General features: G+C 61.7%; 15 protein-coding genes. 5 read left to right on the top strand and 10 right to left on the bottom strand.

Features of this window, described 5'->3' with window-relative positions; all coding sequences use genetic code 11:
* Window positions 1–53 precede the first annotated feature (53 nt).
* The 9 genes from ACX80Z_RS09430 to ACX80Z_RS09390 all read right to left on the bottom strand — a co-directional run bounded on the left by ACX80Z_RS09430 (window position 54) and on the right by ACX80Z_RS09390 (window position 9,381).
* Entirely contained in the window at window positions 54–1,028 is a 975-nt protein-coding gene (locus tag ACX80Z_RS09430; RefSeq protein WP_459315666.1) for a DNA topoisomerase IB, read from the bottom strand.
* 63 nt (window positions 1,029–1,091) lie between these two features.
* Window positions 1,092–1,823: a DUF72 domain-containing protein gene (locus ACX80Z_RS09425; protein ID WP_459315766.1), complete on the bottom strand. Its 732-nt coding sequence runs from the start codon at window positions 1,821–1,823 to the stop codon at window positions 1,092–1,094.
* 72 nt (window positions 1,824–1,895) lie between these two features.
* A complete protein-coding gene (locus tag ACX80Z_RS09420) occupies window positions 1,896–3,479 on the bottom strand; it encodes an alpha-amylase family glycosyl hydrolase (protein ID WP_459315664.1) in 1,584 nt (527 codons plus the stop codon).
* Complete coding sequence (locus ACX80Z_RS09415; RefSeq protein WP_019484005.1) at window positions 3,476–4,369, bottom strand: carbohydrate ABC transporter permease; 894 nt, start codon at window positions 4,367–4,369, stop codon at window positions 3,476–3,478. The genes ACX80Z_RS09420 and ACX80Z_RS09415 overlap by 4 nt, the downstream gene beginning before the upstream one ends.
* Window positions 4,366–5,379 (bottom strand): carbohydrate ABC transporter permease, encoded by a 1,014-nt coding sequence (locus ACX80Z_RS09410; protein ID WP_459315663.1) that lies wholly within the window; start codon window positions 5,377–5,379, stop codon window positions 4,366–4,368. Before ACX80Z_RS09410 ends, ACX80Z_RS09415 begins: the two co-directional genes overlap by 4 nt.
* A gap of 78 nt (window positions 5,380–5,457) precedes the next feature.
* Entirely contained in the window at window positions 5,458–6,780 is a 1,323-nt protein-coding gene (locus ACX80Z_RS09405; RefSeq protein ID WP_019484007.1) for an ABC transporter substrate-binding protein, read from the bottom strand.
* Between the two features lie 57 nt (window positions 6,781–6,837).
* A complete protein-coding gene (locus ACX80Z_RS09400) occupies window positions 6,838–7,821 on the bottom strand; it encodes a LacI family DNA-binding transcriptional regulator (RefSeq protein ID WP_459315661.1) in 984 nt (327 codons plus the stop codon).
* Between the two features lie 278 nt (window positions 7,822–8,099).
* A complete protein-coding gene (gene pheA, locus ACX80Z_RS09395) occupies window positions 8,100–9,041 on the bottom strand; it encodes a prephenate dehydratase (protein ID WP_019484009.1) in 942 nt (313 codons plus the stop codon).
* A 13-nt stretch (window positions 9,042–9,054) separates the two neighbouring features.
* Window positions 9,055–9,381 (bottom strand): rhodanese-like domain-containing protein, encoded by a 327-nt coding sequence (locus ACX80Z_RS09390; RefSeq protein ID WP_459315660.1) that lies wholly within the window; start codon window positions 9,379–9,381, stop codon window positions 9,055–9,057.
* A 219-nt stretch (window positions 9,382–9,600) separates the two neighbouring features.
* Between ACX80Z_RS09390 and ACX80Z_RS09385 the strand changes: the two genes are divergently transcribed.
* The 3 genes from ACX80Z_RS09385 to ACX80Z_RS09375 all read left to right on the top strand — a co-directional run bounded on the left by ACX80Z_RS09385 (window position 9,601) and on the right by ACX80Z_RS09375 (window position 14,170).
* Window positions 9,601–11,022 (top strand): amidase, encoded by a 1,422-nt coding sequence (locus ACX80Z_RS09385; RefSeq protein ID WP_459315658.1) that lies wholly within the window; start codon window positions 9,601–9,603, stop codon window positions 11,020–11,022.
* Between the two features lie 13 nt (window positions 11,023–11,035).
* Window positions 11,036–12,502, top strand: a complete 1,467-nt coding sequence (locus tag ACX80Z_RS09380; protein WP_459315656.1) for a peptide MFS transporter — start codon at window positions 11,036–11,038, stop codon at window positions 12,500–12,502.
* 138 nt (window positions 12,503–12,640) lie between these two features.
* A complete protein-coding gene (locus ACX80Z_RS09375; protein WP_459315655.1) occupies window positions 12,641–14,170 on the top strand; it encodes a long-chain-fatty-acid--CoA ligase in 1,530 nt (509 codons plus the stop codon).
* Between the two features lie 28 nt (window positions 14,171–14,198).
* Here the strand turns inward: ACX80Z_RS09375 and ACX80Z_RS09370 are convergent, their stop codons facing one another.
* Entirely contained in the window at window positions 14,199–14,363 is a 165-nt protein-coding gene (locus tag ACX80Z_RS09370) for a hypothetical protein (RefSeq protein WP_459303512.1), read from the bottom strand.
* Between the two features lie 64 nt (window positions 14,364–14,427).
* Between ACX80Z_RS09370 and ACX80Z_RS09365 the strand changes: the two genes are divergently transcribed.
* Both ACX80Z_RS09365 and pgm read left to right on the top strand, forming a co-directional pair.
* Window positions 14,428–15,054: a class I SAM-dependent methyltransferase gene (locus ACX80Z_RS09365; RefSeq protein WP_459315654.1), complete on the top strand. Its 627-nt coding sequence runs from the start codon at window positions 14,428–14,430 to the stop codon at window positions 15,052–15,054.
* A 93-nt stretch (window positions 15,055–15,147) separates the two neighbouring features.
* The gene (pgm, locus tag ACX80Z_RS09360) at window positions 15,148–16,779 is read left to right on the top strand and encodes a phosphoglucomutase (alpha-D-glucose-1,6-bisphosphate-dependent) (RefSeq protein ID WP_019484017.1); all 1,632 of its coding nucleotides are present in this window, start codon (window positions 15,148–15,150) and stop codon (window positions 16,777–16,779) included.
* Window positions 16,780–16,791: the final 12 nt, after the last annotated feature.

Below are 16,791 nucleotides of genomic sequence, written 5' to 3'. Positions count from 1 at the left end.
CCCGGCGCCTTGAGTGAAGCCTACTGATGAACGGGTTCAACTGGGAAGGATCCCTAAGCTTTAAGCAGCCCGCGAACAGCCTTCTCGGAAGCCGAGTAGCTGGCAATCTCGATCACTTCGCCGGCCATGAACCGATCAACCAGCCGCGGATCAACATAGGAACGTTTGGCGACCGCCGGCGTGTTGCCCAGCTTTTCGGCAACTGCGCGCATTGTCGCCGCCACAGCCTTCTGCCGGGCGGTCTTACTGGTGGCCAATAGGTCGCTGCGGGCAAGGTCCATTGCTGCAACCACTGTGGCCTGCCAGGTCCGGAAATCCTTGGCCGTGAAGCCCTCGCCAGTGACCTGGCGGAGGAACCCGTTCAGTTGCGACGCGTCGACGCGATGCCATTCGCCGTCGGGGGTGCGGTAGGCCAAAGCGGTGTCCGCCTGCTCCCGCTTCAACATGGGCCGCATCGCCGCCGCAAGGTCCGCATCCTCAACGGATGATTCCCACCGCTGACCGCTCTTTCCCGGGAACTCAAAGGTGATCATCGGACCCTTGATCCGGACATGCTCCACCTGCAGGGTGGTGACCCCAAAGGATCCGTTGGTCTCCGCATACTGCTCGGAGCCGATTCGGAGTGACCCTGAGTCGACGATTCGTAGTGCAGCGGCAAAGGCTCGCTCCCGAGGAATACCCTCACTGCGAAGGTGGGTGGTGATGACTCGTCGGGCGGCGGGCAGCTTTTCCCCGAATTCAAGTGCACGATCGAACTTTTCGCGATCCTTCTTCTCCCGCCAGGCCGTGTGGTAGACGTATTGGCGGCGGCCCGCGGCGTCGGTACCCAGCGCCTGAATATGCCCATTGGGGTAGGGAGCAATCCAGACATCCTGCCATGCCGGCGGGATGGCCAAGTCCTTGATGCGTCGAAGATCAGCGGCGTCACGTAACGGGGTTCCGTCGGCTAGCCGGTAGCCGAACCCCTTACCGTGTCGACGGCGAGTAATGCCCGGCTTTTCACAGTCGCTGCGGCGAAGTCTGGGCATTGGGCCACCTTTCCGGATTGAGAAGATCAGCCTACTGCGTATTCCTGATTAGGGCACCGCAGGCTATCCCACGCCAAGGATGGCACGCAGGCTATCGGCGTTCCGCACCGCGTTGCCGCCGCCGTCGTTGTTGAAGTACACGTAAACGTCCTTTCCCGCTCCCTGCCATTCCCGGATCCGGCCCGCCCACCACTGCAGCTCGGCGTCGGTATAGGAACCGCCGTACAAATGCTCGGAGTCGGGTCCGTGCATCCTCAGATAGACAAACGGGGCAGTGGCCCGGAGGACGCACGGCAGGTGTGCCCCGCTCATCACGCAGTACGCCGCACCGTGGCGTTCCAGCAGTGAGTAGACGCCTTCGTCGTCCCAACTGTGGTGCCGGAACTCGACGGCGACCCGGATCCAGTCCGGCAGCAGTCCGAGGAAGTAATCGAGACGGGCGTCGTCACGGTGCAGGCCCGGCGGGAGCTGGACGAGCAGGATGGCGCGTTTATCCCCGAGCTCATGCCAGCAGCGGGTGATGCGTTCGACCCACACCTCAGGTTGGTACAACTTCTTGCCGTGAGTGAGCCCTCGTGGCGCTTTGACTGAGAGAAGAAATCCTTCGGGAAGCCTGCTGCGCCAACCAGCGAATGTGGTGTCGCGCGGCCAACGGTAGAAGCTCGCGTTGAGTTCCACCGTTCCGAACCGCTGCACGTAATAGCTCAGCCGTTTACTGGAGGCGGTGCCTGCGGGATAGACCACGTCATTCCAGTGGACGTAGCTCCATCCGGAGGTGCCAATGTGAATGCCCATCACCGGAACAGGCTACCGGGCCACTCCAGGGCTAGCATTCAGGATCCCGGTATGAGTACTTCGCTTGCCGTTTCAGCGCCGAAGCACCCACGCCGCACTATCCGGCTCCAACCAGCCCTCCTCAGCCTGGGGCGAGGAAGCGATGACCACCGTGCTGCCGGTAGGCAACCGTGCTGGTGCATCCCCCATGGCCACAGCAACAAAGAACTCCGATCCGCGTTCACACATGAGCAGGTTTCCGTTCCCCACCCGCCAGACGCCAGCATCGTTGGAGTCGAGCACGCCCTTAAAAGCCAGCTGACGCCGCAATTCAAGCGCGGAGGTGACTAGACGGAGCGTCGAATGCTCATCCGCCTGGTGCACCTCGACAGCCGATGCCCCCCACGACGAGGGAAGCGGAAGCCACGGCGAGGATGGTGAATCGACGAGTGAGAAGCCATGGGATTTTTCGGGCGCCACCGTCCAGGGCAGCGGCACTCGCGCGCCGTCGCGGGAAACCCCACCGCGCTCCCACATCGGATCCACCCGTGCGTCCACTGGCACCTCGACCTCCGCCAGCCCAAGCTCCTGCCCCTGATAGATGTAGGCTCCCCCGGGTAGGCCAAGAACGGCCAGGAGACCTGCCCGCGCCCGCGCCACGCCGCGGCTGCCACCTCCGAAGCGTGTTGCCGAACGAACAATGTCATGGTTCTCCAGAGCCCAGGTGGGCGATGCACCATGTTCCAGCCGGGCTGCTTCAAGCTCACGCCCGACACCAGCCCACTCATTTGCGTCCCAGCCCAGGCGGACGAACGCAAAGGCGAACGCCTGATGCATCTCGTCGCTGCGGGTATACCGCGCCGCCCGCTGCGGCTCGAGGTTGACCTCGCCCACAAGGAAACGCTCCGGGGTGTACGAATCGGTTAGCGTTCGCCAGCGCCGATACACTTCGTGGACCTCCTCCTGGTCCGACACAAGTGGATTTGATCTGAGCCCGTCGATGACGGTGCCCGTGGTTGCCGCATCCGGCAGGCCCTCAGCCTTGAACAGTGCATGAGCTACGTCGATGCGCAGTCCATCCACTCCCCTGTCGAACCAAAAACGCAGCACCTCCGCGAAGTAGTCCCCGACCAACGGGTTGCGCCAGTTCCAGTCCGGTTGCGCCGGCGAGAACAGGTGCAGATACCACTGGTGGTCGGAGTCCGAGCCCGGATTTACTCGGCTCCACGCGCTGCCACCGAAGACACTCTGCCAATTATTTGGGGGCGTGACGGGATCGGGGCCGTCGGCGAAATGGAACATCGCCCGCTCGGACGAGCCCGGCGACGCGCTGATCGCTTGTTGAAATAGCGGGTGCTCCGACGAGCAGTGGTTGGGAACGACGTCGAGCACTATCCTCAGGCCCAGCGAGTGGGCAAGATCGAGAAGTTGATCGAATTGTTGAAGGGTCCCAAAGAGGGGGTCGACATCGCAGTAATCGCTGACATCGTAGCCCTGATCCACCTGGGGTGAAGGCTGGAATGGAGTTAGCCAGATGCCGTCCACACCTAGAGACGCGATGTACGGAAGTCGAGCCAGCAGACCCGCCAGATCCCCTACTCCATCACCATCGCCGTCGGCGAAAGACCTCGGATATACCTGGTATATGACAGCTGTCTGCCACCACGGATCGTTCATTTGGTGGCCCCGGAGGTGAGACCCTCAACAATGCGGCGCTGGAAAATGAGCACCATGATCACCAGGGGAATGGTGACAATCACCCCCGCGGCCATCTGCTCCCCAAAGGGTGCCTGAAACTCGGTAGCACCAGTGAACTTGGAAATGGCGACCGTTGCAGTTTGGATCGCAGGGTCGTTGACCATCGAGAGAGCAATGATGAACTCATTCCAGCTGTGGATGAAAGTAAGGATTGCGGTGGTGAAGACACCCGGCGCCGCAAGGGGAAGCAACACCTTCCGGAATGCCTGCCATTTGCTGCAGCCGTCGATCATGGCGGCTTCCTCAAGGTCAAACGGCAGTGATTTCATGAAGGTGGTCAGATTCCATACGGCCAGCGGGATCGCAAAGGAAAGGTTGGGCACAATCATCGCCTGGTAGGTGTTGATCCAGCCGATATCGGTGAAGAGCCGCAGCAAGGGAACAACAACTGAGATGCCGGGGAACATTGATGTTGCAATGATGACGCCCAGGATCACCGATTTGAACCGGAAGTTAAGCCGGGAGATGGCGTACGCCGCGAAGATTCCCAGAACCAGCGCGGCCGCGGTGGTGACGCCGGCAACAATCAGGCTGTTGAGCAGTGCCTGCCCGAACATGGTGGAACCGTCAAAAACCTTGAAGTAGTTTTCGGCGGAGAACGGCTGAGGAAGGAGGCTGTTGTCGAAAATATCGGATGTACGTCGGAAGCTCGAAACCAGCATCCAATAGAACGGTGCCAGGCAGTAGACGAGGATTGCGGCCAGGCCTACGTACACCGAATAGGATTTCCACCCTCGCCGCTTTCCCAGACGCTTGGGTGCTGCCTCGGCGGGTGTTTCAACGGCCGGAATTACGGGAATCTGTGTCATCGGGCTGCCTTGACCTTTCGGGTGCTGGTGGCTCGGCTCAACGCCCGCACCTCTTTGGTCCCGGCGACATCCGCGCCGAGGATTTTGACGAAAGCGATTGCAACAACCGCAACATAAAGGAACAGGATGATCGCGAATGCAGATGCCGAGCCGTACCGCAGTTGGTTTGATTCGTCCCAGGCGAGCATCGAGAGAGTTTCGACTGATTCCTTGCCGGGACCGATCAGCACGAACGGGAGGTCAAACATTCGCAGAGCGTCGAGCAGGCGAAACAGGACCGCAACCAGGAGTGTGGGCTTGACGAGTGGAAGGGTGATGGAGCGAACCTGGCGCCAGAACCCGGCACCGTCAATTCTTGCCGCCTCGTAGACCTCCTCCGGAATGATCTGCATACCTGCCAGAACTAGCAGACCGATGAAGGGTGCGGTCTTCCAGACCTCCGCCACGATGATTGCCACCTTCGATGCGACGCCTTCGGCGGTCCACAGGATCTCGCTTCCGATCAGATTGTTGGCGATGCCGTCCGACTGGAAAATCCATCGCCACAGGAGGCCCGAGACGGCCGTGGGGATAGCCCAGGGAATCAAAATGCTTGCCCGGAGGAAGCTCCGGCCACGGAAGGCCCGGTTCATCGCGAGAGCAAGGCAGAGGCCCAGAATGGTTTCGAGTGCGACGGTGGTGACGGTGAAGAAGGTGGTGTTACCGAAGGCATTGAGGAACCGGGCACCTGTCTCACCAACGAAAAGATCAGTGTAGTTTCCGAGCCCAACGAAGACTTCTCCTTCAGACACGAACCCATCAGCGTCGAGGCCCGACTGCTGCCGGAACATGGACTGGTAGAGCGCCGAAATCAAGGGGTAGGCAATGACCAGGGCGAGCACGAGAAGGGTTGGAGAGAGCAGCATCGCCGCCATCCGACCTTCGCCTGCTGTGCGTTTACCGGGTTTATTCCGCCCGGGTGGGCGGGCACCCGACGTCGACCGCGCGGACGCGGAAGTTCTCGTACTCATGTGGTCCTCACTTGATTTGCAACAGATTCTGATACGTGCCGTGTCCGCCCGGGGTGCCCCGGGCGGACACGAGTGTCACTATTCGGCGGACAATTCCTCGAGCTTCGCCTGCATATCGGCGAGTGCCGCTTCAGGGTCCTTGTCGCCTGTCAGCGCTGCGTATGCTTCTTCCTGGATAGCCGTTGTAGTGGCGCCATACTGGACTACCTTTGGACGGGGCTGTGCATTCTCCAGCGACTCCAGGAGGGTGGGGTAGAACGGCCGTTGCTCAACAACGGCCGGGTCCTCCAGAAGAGACGCATACACCGGTGCACGCGAACTCTTGTCCAGCCGGGCGCGAGATTCTTCTTCACTGGTGAAGAACTTGATGAAATCCAGAGCCGTGGCCTTATTGGCGGTGAACGGCGAAATGGCCAGGTTTCGGCCACCAAGGGTGGAAACGCCGGGATTGTCTCCAATGCCTGGGACCGAGCTGATGCCGAACTTGTCCAGCACCTGGCTAGAACCGTCAGTAGCGGTCAACGACGCGTAAACAAAGGGCCAGTTTCGCAAGAACACCACTTCGCCGTCCTGGAAGGCCCGACGTCCCTGTTCTTCGAGATAAGTGATGGCGTCACTCGGAACGAGGTTGTCGGCGAAGGCATCACTCAACTGGGTCAATCCAGCCAAGGCTTCCGGAGAATCGACGGTCGGGTTGCCTTCCTCGTCGAACACCGCGCCGCCTGCCGAGGCTACAGCCTCGGTGAAGTTCACGGTGAGTGCCTCGTTCTTATCAAACTGGCCCGCGTAACAGGACATGTCCTGTCCCTCGGGAAGCGCAAGGATGGCGTCGCACGCAGCCTCCATCTCGTCCCAGGTTGCTGGGGGCGAGTCGATCCCTGCCGCCTCCAGCAGGTCGGTCCGGTAGTAGAGCAGGGCGCCATCCGTGTAGTACGGAGCCCCGTAAAGCGTGTCGCGGTAAGACGCGGCATCGACCGTAGCGGGGATCATGCTATCGGTGGGTAGCGCATCCTCGGGGAGCGGCTCGATCCACCGGTTCGCCGCGAACTCGGAGGTCCAGACGACATCGAGGTTCAGCACGCTGAAGGTGTCCGACTCAATCTGCGCGTTCTGGATCAGCTGCTGACGCTGCTGATCGGCCGAGTCCGGGAGCTCGATCAGAGTCACTTGCTCATCGGGATGCTCGGAATTCCACTTGTCGAGACTGTCCTGTGCAGCCCCCGAAGCATCTCGCGAAGAGACGTAGTTGATGGGACCACGGCCCTCAAATTCTGCTTCGGATACGGCTGTTCCTTCGTCCTCGGATACTTCGCCACCCGCGCAGCCCGAAAGCGCGAGGGCTGAGATGGCAAATGCTGCCGTGCCGAAAAGGATGTGCCGGTGTTGGCGACGTTGCCTCATGTACTGCTCCTTGTGTGTTTGGTGATGGTGATGGTGAGAAGGAATTGTGTGGTGACGTCAGGAACCGGGCCGCGGCGGGCCCGTCGATCCACGCTTGACCAACCGGTGCTGCACTACCCGTGGACCGAGATCCCGGGACCGAAGAATTTTCCTTACGGCGATCTGTCCCATGTTCTCCAGGGGCTGCGCGATCGTGCTCAGGGCTGGGTGAACATGCTGTGAGGTGGAGGTGTTGTCGAAGCCAAGCACTGAAACGTCCTCGGGAACTCTTCGACCAAGCTTCTGGAGTTCATTGACGACGGCGGCACCCATTTCGTCGCTCATGGCAAAAATGGCGGTCAGGCCCGGGTCCTGCTGAAGGAGTTGAGCGAGGCCGGAAGCGCCACTCTCGTAGAAGAATGTGCCTGCCGCCGTAACCGTCGCGCAGCCTGCCTCGTTCATCGCCCGTTCATAGCCGCGCTGCCGGGGTTTTGCGACGAAAATGGATAGTGGATCTCCGGCAAGTAAACCGATGCGCCGGTGACCGAGCTTCAACAGGTACCGGGTGGCATCATAGGCAGCGAGTTCATCGTTGATCGCGACGCTCGGTGAACCGGAGTTATCGCTGATGGCAACGGAGATGATCGGGATGGCGGGGCCCAGGAGTTGACGCATTTCCGGGGTGATGACGGCCGAGATCAGGATAACCCCAGCGGCGCGGTAGGTGCGTAGCGTCCTCAGGTAGCCGGCGATGAAGGTGGACTTCACGCCTGTCCGGCCGAGCATAACCGCGTAGCCGCGCTCACGAGCTGCATCCTCGACCCCCCGCATCACCTCGGAGGCGAGGGCATCGGACACCATTGGTGCCAGGAGGCCAATAACGGACGTCTGACGGGTCTTGAGCGTTCGCGCAAGGGAGTCCGGCTCGTAGTTGAGTTTTGCAATCGCCCCCTCCACGCGCTGGCGTGTGGCGTCCGTATAGCCAACCAGTCCGTTGATAACCCTGGACACAGTGGCAGGCGAAACGCCAGCTTGTTGTGCCACATCCCTGATCGTTGTCACGGTTCCCTCCCCTCTGAGGAGTCACGAAACCCTGCGCGCAAACGGTTTACGTAAACGGTTTCGTGACTTGCAGCACTAACGCTAAGCCGAGGGAAGTAGAAAGCCAGCACGTTTCGTAAACAGCTGGCCGAACGGTCGAATCCGATCGCGGTCTACTGGGGTACCCGAGTATCCCGGAACTGGTTGACAACGGTCGGGGAATGTCTTCGACTAAGGTCTTGGAACACCCCGCCTCCAGGCGACCGGGCCGCGTTCGTGCAATAACCGGTGGCGATCACCTAGTCACTCTGCTGGAGCGATTCCACCCAGATCCGAGCTGCCTTGAAGGCTTCATCTGAGGTATGCCTGGCGACTGAGTGTTCGCGCCGATCGGCCCTGGCGTACGAACCGAGAAAGCGCAGCTGGGGGCTGATCCGATGCAACCCCTGCAACGCGTCGGCCACCCGGGCATCAGCAATATGGCCTTCGGCGTCGATGCTGAAAAAATAGTCACCGAGGAACTGGCCGGTGGGCCTGGATTCGATCCGACTCAGGTTCACTCCACGGGCAGCAAACTGGTCGAGGATCTCCATCAGTGCACCGGGGTGGTCTTCCGGCAGCGGGATGACGAGAGTCGTTTTATCGGCGCCGGTGGGCTCGGGCAGGATGTTGGGCCGGCTCACCAGAATGAACCGGGTAACTGCATCAGCGACGTCCCCGATGTGACTTCCCAGCACCGGCAAGCCCAACCGCTCAGCTACGAAAGGTGAACAAATCGCTGCATCGTACGGACAGTCTGCTTCCAGTAGGCCCACAGCCGCTGCGGCCGTGGATGAACCCGGCATATATTCTGCCCCTGGAATATTCTGGGTGGTCCACAACTGGCACTGAGCCCAGGCGTGCCCGTGAGTGGAGATGGTGTGGACTTCGTTCAACTGCATCCCTGGTTTGGCGACCAGGACGAAGGTGATGGGAACCAGGACTTCGCGGATTATCCGCAGGGGCTCGCCCTGGGAGATGGCGTCAAGGGTCGCGCTCACCCCGCCCTCGACTGAGTTCTCGATTGGCACCATCGCGGCCTCAACGGAACCGCTGCGCACCAGGTCCAGGGCTGCGTTCACCGTCGGCGCCGGTACCCGCCGGGCGACGTCGGCGCCGGGAACCTGCAAGAGAGCTGCCTCCGTGAAGGTGCCCTCCGGGCCCAGGAAAGTATAGGACGCCTCCGGAACGCGAGAACTCATGGATTCCTCACAGTCACAGAACGGTGGGCGGCTGATTGGTGTCGGAGACCATCGGCTTACCTGCCTCAAGCCAGGCACCCATCCCACCAGTGACGTTAACTGCCGAGTAGCCATTGGCAACCAGCCACTGCGTGACTCGCTGGGAGCGACCACCGGTCCGGCAAATTACGTGCAGGTCGGTGTCCGGGTCAAGTTCATCCAGGCGGGCTGGAATCTGCTCCATCGGAATGTGCACCGCCCCGTCAATGTGGCCTGCCTCCCACTCGTAGTCCTCCCGGACATCCAACACAGCGCTGCTATCGGCAATTGACTCGATCGAGACATTCTCGGACTCGCTCATCGGCAAACCCCTTCCCAAAGGTCCTATTTCGCCAAGCCTATAGTGGGAGGCGAACCTCACCCACAATGCTGTACCCAAACGGGAGGTAACAATGCCCGCTGATCAACCCACCATCCTCGCCGGCACCACCGGTCGCCGTCCTCGCGTTACCTACGTGGGAAGTGTTGACGCGATAGCAGTTGGGGAACCCCTGGACGCCAGACTGCCGGGGAGGATTCAGTGACGGAACTGCACCAACTGACAGCGTTGGCCCAGCGTGACGCAATCGCCCGCGGGGAACTTAGCTCCCGGGAGCTGACCGCCCACTACCTGCATCGGATTGATGAGCTTAATCCGGGCCTCGGATCGTTCATCGCCGTGACCGGTGAGTTGGCCATGAGGGAAGCCGCAGCGGCCGATGACCGGCTGGCATCGCCTGCTGCCGGGTCGCTTCCGGTACTGCACGGGATGCCCCTGGCCCACAAGGATCTGGCCGATGTCACAGGTGTCCCCACCACCTTCGGTACCGCAGCGTTTCCCCCGGTGATCGCGACAAGCGATTCTCCGCTGGTGGCCATCCTGCGCAGAGCAGGCGCAATCAGTCTGGGCAAAACCCAGGTGCCCGAGTTCGGCCTCAGCTGCCACAGCGAGAATGACATTGCACCAGCTGCCCGCAATCCGCTCGATCCGGCGTTCAGCCCGGGCGGCTCCTCGGGCGGCAGTGCCGCAGCTGTTGCTGCGGGCCTGATCCCCTTCGCTCCAGGCAGTGACGGCGGCGGGTCCGTCCGTATTCCGGCGTCGGCCACGGGGCTGATCGGACTGAAACCGAATCGTGGCCGAATCCCGTCCCTGTCGGGGCAGGCCGACCTCGGACAGTTTGTGGTCGCCGGACCGCTGGCCCGCACGACGGCGGACGCCGCACTCCTTCTCGATGCGATGGCGGATGCCCCAAATTTCCGTGCGACCAGCGCGGTGCCGCCGTCGTCGTCATTCCTCGACGCTGCCCTCCAGGCGGAGGGCACGTTCCGCATCGGGGCCAGTACGCTGTCACCGTTCGCCTCGGCATTCGACATTGCGCTCGACCCAGCGGCACATGCCGCCTACGAGAAGGGGATTGAGGCGCTCATCGCGGCCGGGCACGACGTCGTCGAAGCCTCGATCACCTACGACAGTCGCTACCATCAAGCCTTTCAGACCGTCTGGACAGCGGCACTGGCGACGGCGCCCATCCCGCCAGGCAATGAACGGCTACTCACCCCGCTTGCCGCCACCATGCGCGAGCGGGCGCTGTCACGAAGCGCGGCTGACCTGGTTGCGGCGATCGATATTCTGCGACAGTTTGAACAGGAAACCATCACCCAGTATTCGGCTCACGATTTCATCCTCACCCCAGCGCTCGGGCAGACCCCCAGGCCAATTGGGTGGTACACCTCCGAGGACGGGGACACCGACTACCTCAGGCAATGCCAGTACTCCCCGTTCACATCGATGGTTAATGTTTGCGGCTTGCCTGCCATCGCGCTGCCGACCCTGACCACTGACGCCGGGCTTTCAATGGGTATCCAGCTCATTGGACGCCCCAGCGGTGAGGCCCAGTTGCTGTCGGTTGCAGCCCAACTCGAATCGGCCTGGGGCCCAGATGACACCCGCCTGGTGGAGTGACACCATCGTATAAATGATCACATCGCATAGTTCACCGCCCCGCTCGGCGGATACCTCTTTTTTTGGTCACCCTCGAATGCTGGCCCACCTCTTCAGCCTTGAAGTGTGGGAACGGTTTTCGTTCTATGGAATGCAGGCGATCCTTGCGTTCTATATGTACTTCGAAGTCACCGCTGGCGGCCTGGGCATAGAGCAGGGCTTGGCCCTCACCCTGGTGGGTGCCTATGGCGGAAGCGTCTACCTCTCAACAATTCTCGGCGCGTGGCTCGCAGATCGCGTGCTTGGGTCCGAGAAGGCCCTGTTCTACTCGGCCATCCTGATCATGTTAGGGCACATCTCGCTAGCCATCCTCCCCGGCGGGGTGGGACTGACCATCGGACTGGTGCTGGTGGGAGTCGGCTCTGGCGGATTGAAGGCAAACGCCACCTCTCTGGTCGGCACCCTGTACAGCAAGAAGGACCAGCGACGCGATGCTGGATTCTCCATCTTCTACATGGGCATCAACCTCGGCGCCCTGTTTGGCCCACTCCTCACGGGGTGGCTGCGTGATACCGCAGGATTCCACATCGGGTTCGGAGCCGCAGCGATAGGCATGGCAATCGGCTTGGTGCAATACTCGATCGTCCGGAAGCATTTCTCCGCCGACGCGCACGTCATCGAGAACCCCCTTCCCCGGTCCCAATACGTCCGGTGGATCGCTATCGCATTCGCTGCCGTTGCTGTGGTCACTGTCGCCTTCCTCAGCGGCTTGATCAGTACCGACAACCTGGCCCAGGTAATGGCATGGGCGGCCATCCTCGCGGCAGCAGGCTACTTCACTGTCATCCTGACGAGCTCGAAGGTTTCCGCTCCGGAGCGAAAGCAGACCATGGCTTTCATTCCGCTGTTTATTGCCAGTGCCGCATTCTGGGCCCTCTACCAGCAGCTGTTCACCCTGATCATCGTCTATTCCGAGGAAAGGCTGAATCGGAACTTCTTCGGCCTGGAGATTCTGCCTGAGTGGATTGTTTCCTTTGTGCCGGTATACGTCATCGTGCTTGCCGGCATCTTCGCGGCAATGTGGACCAAGTTGGGCGACCGACAGCCATCATCTCCCCTGAAGTTTGCCTTCGGATTGATCGGGATCGGCCTCGCGTACCTGATGTTCCTGCCGTTCGCTGGCGGCGGCGCGAACACCACCCCGCTAGTCGCCATGGCAATCATTTTGCTGGTCTTCACCATTTCCGAACTGTTGATCTCCCCCATCGGCCTGTCGGTGGCCACCAAATTGGCGCCGGAAGTCTTCAGGACCCAGATGGTTGCGTTGAACTTCCTCTCGATCTCCCTCGGGACAACGCTGTCCGGCATTCTGGCGAGCCGCTACGATCCATCAACTGAGGGCACCTACTTCTCGGTGCTTGGCATTTCGGTGATAGTAATCGGCGGAGTGCTGGTTGTTGGCACCCCAGCCATCAAGAAGCTGATGATGGGCGTGCGCTAATCTCTCCACTCTTCACAGGCGTCCACCTGCATTTGGTGGGCGCCTGTGGCGTCCCGCTGACCCGGCCCCCATTGCGCAGCCCGACTCCATGAAACAGACTGTTACTCATCAGTAACTAGCCTGATCAAAGGAGATCGCGTGCCTAACCTCGCCAACAACCTCACTTCCACTGCCCACGAGCACCCGGAGGCGGTAGCGATCAAGCTCGACGACGTCGAGCTCACCTTCTCGGCGCTCGATCAGTGGAGCCAACGGGTTGCAGGGCTGCTTGCACAGAAAGACGTGCAAGCCGGCGACCGGATAGCCCTGATCATGCCGAATATTCCGCAGATGGCATTTATCTATTACGGCGTTCTGCGGTTCGGTGCGGTGGTGGTTCCCCTCAACCCCCTGCTGAAAGCCCGGGAAATTGCCTATCATCTGGACGATTCTGGGGCACGCCTGGTCTTCGCGTGGGAGGGGGTGGCATCGGAGGCTGAGTCGGCGGTCGGACAGATTGCGGCCAGCGCGGCGCAGGGAACAACTCTCGAGGTAATCGCTGCCGATTCGGGCGCCTTCATGCAGCAGCTCTCAACTACTGAACCAGCACCGCAGGTGGTCGAGGTCGATGACGAGGACACCGCGGTGTTGCTCTACACCTCTGGAACGACCGGACGGCCAAAGGGCGCCGCCCTGACGCACGTCAACCTGCGCCGCAATGCTGAGATATCACGGGACCTGATGGGAATCGCCACCGGGGATGTGCTGTTTGGGGGGCTGCCGTTCTTCCACATTTTTGGGCAGACCTGCGCCTTGAACGCATCAGTACTGACCGGCGCGACCGTGACCCTCCTACCCAGGTTTGAACCAGGTAAGGCCCTTGAGATTATCGCCCGCGACTCGGTAACCATCTTCGAAGGGGTGCCCACCATGTACATCGCGATGCTGCGGCACCCCTCGGTCGCGGAGACCGACCTGTCGTCGCTGCGCGTGGCGGTTTCGGGAGGGTCCGCATTGCCCGTGGAGGTGCTCCACGAATTTGAGCGGGTTTTCAGTGCCGAGCTGCTGGAAGGATACGGCTTGTCGGAGACATCGCCGATCGTGAGCTTCAACCGACGCGGGACAGTACGGAAACCGGGCTCGATCGGGACCCCGGTCGACGGCGTCCAGGTACGGATGCTCGACGCCGACGGCGCGGAGGTGCCTACCGGCGAGGTGGGCGAGTTGTCAGTCAGCGGCCACTGCGTCATGAAGGGCTACTGGAACAACGACGACGCCACCGCCGCCGCTATCCCCGACGGCTGGTTCCGGACCGGCGATCTTGCCAGATTTGACGAGGACGGAGCCATTTTCATCGTGGACCGCAAAAAGGACATCATCCTGCGTGGCGGGTACAACGTGTACCCACGCGAGATCGAAGAAGTTCTCTACGAGCACCCGGCAGTCGCCGAAGCAGCAGTTATTGGTGTTCCTGATGAGCTGCAGGGCGAGGAGATCGTGGCCGTTGTCGGCATCAGAGCCGAAGCGGAACCGGCGGATGACGCCGCCCGCGAGCGCCTGAGCTCCGAAATACTCGAATTCACCAAGGAACGCGTCGCGGCCTACAAGTACCCTCGGCGGGTCCTGCTGGTGGAGGCCCTCCCCAAGGGCCCGACCGGCAAGATCCTTAAACGCGAAATCCGGGTCTAGCGGCAGCCGCCGGGATCACCCCCGGGGATCAGGAGTCGTCGTCGTTCTCCCGGTTATCCTCGCTTTTGACTTCCTTACCCTCGGGAAGTTCACTTGCCGGGCCGGGACCGCCGTAGCCGCCAGCATCGATCTTGTCGGACCCGCCGACCGACTCCGCCGCGTCGTCGCGTTCCTTGTCAATCTGTTCACTCATGGGATGGCACCTTTCCTGTATTTGGCTAAGTACACAGCGAACTTATCACTTGGAGGAGACCACGATGAACCCAGCAGAAGACCAGACGGCCAGGGTTTTGCGGGCCTGGGAGCAGAACGCTGCGAGCTATGACCGGCAGATCGCATTCCTGGATCGGTTCTGGTTTGGCGGTGGCCGGGAATGGCTGGGGGCCCGGGCAACCGGGCGCGTCCTTGAAGTGGCGGTCGGCACCGGGCTGAATCTGCCCCATCTCCCGGTCGACTCGCAGGTCAGCGGGATCGATCTCAGCCCGGCGATGCTGAGCATTGCCGCCGGACGGGCATCCCGTCTGGGCCGCCCGATGGATTTGAGGGTAGGCAACGCCGAAGACCTTCCCTTCGCGGACAGCTCGTTCGATACCGTTCTCTGCGGGCTGTCGCTGTGTGGGATACCCAACCCAGCCTCAGCCATCGGAGAAGCCAAGCGGGTGCTGGTGCCCGGCGGACGCCTGCTCCTTCTGGATCACGTGGCGAGCAGCTGGCCCCCGGTATACGCGATGCAATGGCTGTTGGAGCGGGCCACAGTCCGCATGGCGGGTGAGTACTTCACGCGCCGACAGTTGCCCCTGGTGGAGGCTGCTGGGTTCACCGTCGTCGAAGTCGAGCGTCTTAAGGCCGGCTCGATTGAACGAATCCACGCCCTCAAACCCTGATTCTGTTGTGCTGCTGCACGGCCTACGCGGCACACTCCGCCACAATTAGCGTCCGGGGCTGTATTCGTCCCGGTTCTTTGGCATGCTGTAGCAATGGCAAACCGAGCGGGCACAGTCGCCCTACCCAGCGATCTCGTCGACATTACTTCCCTTCTGGACGCGTATTTCGACGTCGTTCCCGATCTCAGCGACCCGGCACAACGAGTGGCGTTTGGCACGTCGGGACATCGCGGCTCCTCACTCAAGGCGTCCTTCAACGAAGGACACATTGCAGCGATCACCCAGGCGATCGTTGAATACCGGGCCGGGCAGGGCATCACCGGTCCCCTTTTCATGGGCAAGGACACTCACGCGCTTTCGGATCCCGCCCAGCAGACGGCGCTGGAGGTGCTTGCCGCCAACAATGTAACGGTCCGTGTGGATGCCCGTGGCGCCTTCACCCCCACCCCGGCCGTATCGCACGCCATCCTCGCCTACAACTCGCGCGGCGCAGACCAGGCAGACGGCATCGTCATCACCCCTTCGCACAACCCTCCCGGTGACGGCGGTTTCAAATACAACCCACCGCACGGGGGACCCGCCGACTCCGACGCCACCAACTGGATCGCCGATCGAGCCAACACCCTGATGGAGGGCGGCCTGCGGGAGGTCCGACGGGTGCCCGCCAGCCAGGCGCTGCAGGCAGAGGGCATCGGAACCTACGATTTCCTGCAGCACTATGTTGAGGACCTGCCCAGCGTCCTCAATCTCGACGCCATCCGGGCATCCGGTCTGCACATCGGTGCGGATCCTATGGGGGGCGCAGCAGTAGATTACTGGGGTGCCATCGGTGAGACCCACAACCTGAACCTGACAGTCGTCAACCCGTCAGTTGACCCGCAGTGGGCGTTCATGACCCTGGACTGGGATGAGAAGATCCGGATGGACTGCTCCTCGCCGTCGGCCATGGCCTCATTGATTGCCCGGTCCTCCGAGTTTGATATCTCTACCGGTAACGACGCCGATGCGGACCGGCACGGTATCGTCACCCCGGATGCGGGCCTGATGAACCCCAACCACTACCTCGCCGTCGCCATCGATTACCTCTACCGGAATCGGCCGCAGTGGCGGCAAGACGCCGTCGTCGGGAAGACCCTCGTGTCCTCGTCGATCATTGACCGGGTGGCAGCGGATCTGGGCCGAACGCTCGAAGAGGTTCCGGTGGGCTTCAAATGGTTTGTACCGGGCCTGCTGTCCGGTGGCCTGGCATTCGGTGGTGAGGAATCCGCGGGGGCCTCCTTCCTGCGTCACGACGGCACCACCTGGACCACAGACAAGGACGGCATTCTGCTGGCCCTGCTGGCCTCGGAAATCACTGCAGTCAGCGGTCGCACCCCGTCGCAGCACTACGCCAGCCTGACCGACCGGTTCGGGTCACCGGTGTACGCGCGGATCGACGCGGCAGCGACACGGGACCAGAAGGCGGCGTTGGGGAAGCTTTCGCCGACGGATGTCTCAGCCACCACCCTGGCCGGCGAGACCATCACGGCCCGGCTCACGGAAGCACCGGGCAATGGGGCTCCAATCGGTGGGTTGAAGGTCACCACCGAGAATGCCTGGTTCGCTGCACGCCCCTCGGGTACGGAGGACGTGTACAAGATTTACGCCGAGTCCTTCAAGGGTGCCGACCACCTCAAGCAGGTCCAGGACGAAGCGAAAGCACTGGTGGACGGGGTGATCGGGTAACCCTCGGGGGCG

The organism is Arthrobacter sp. TMT4-20 (assembly GCF_054510775.1).
This window is presented reverse-complemented; position numbering and strand designations above follow the sequence as displayed.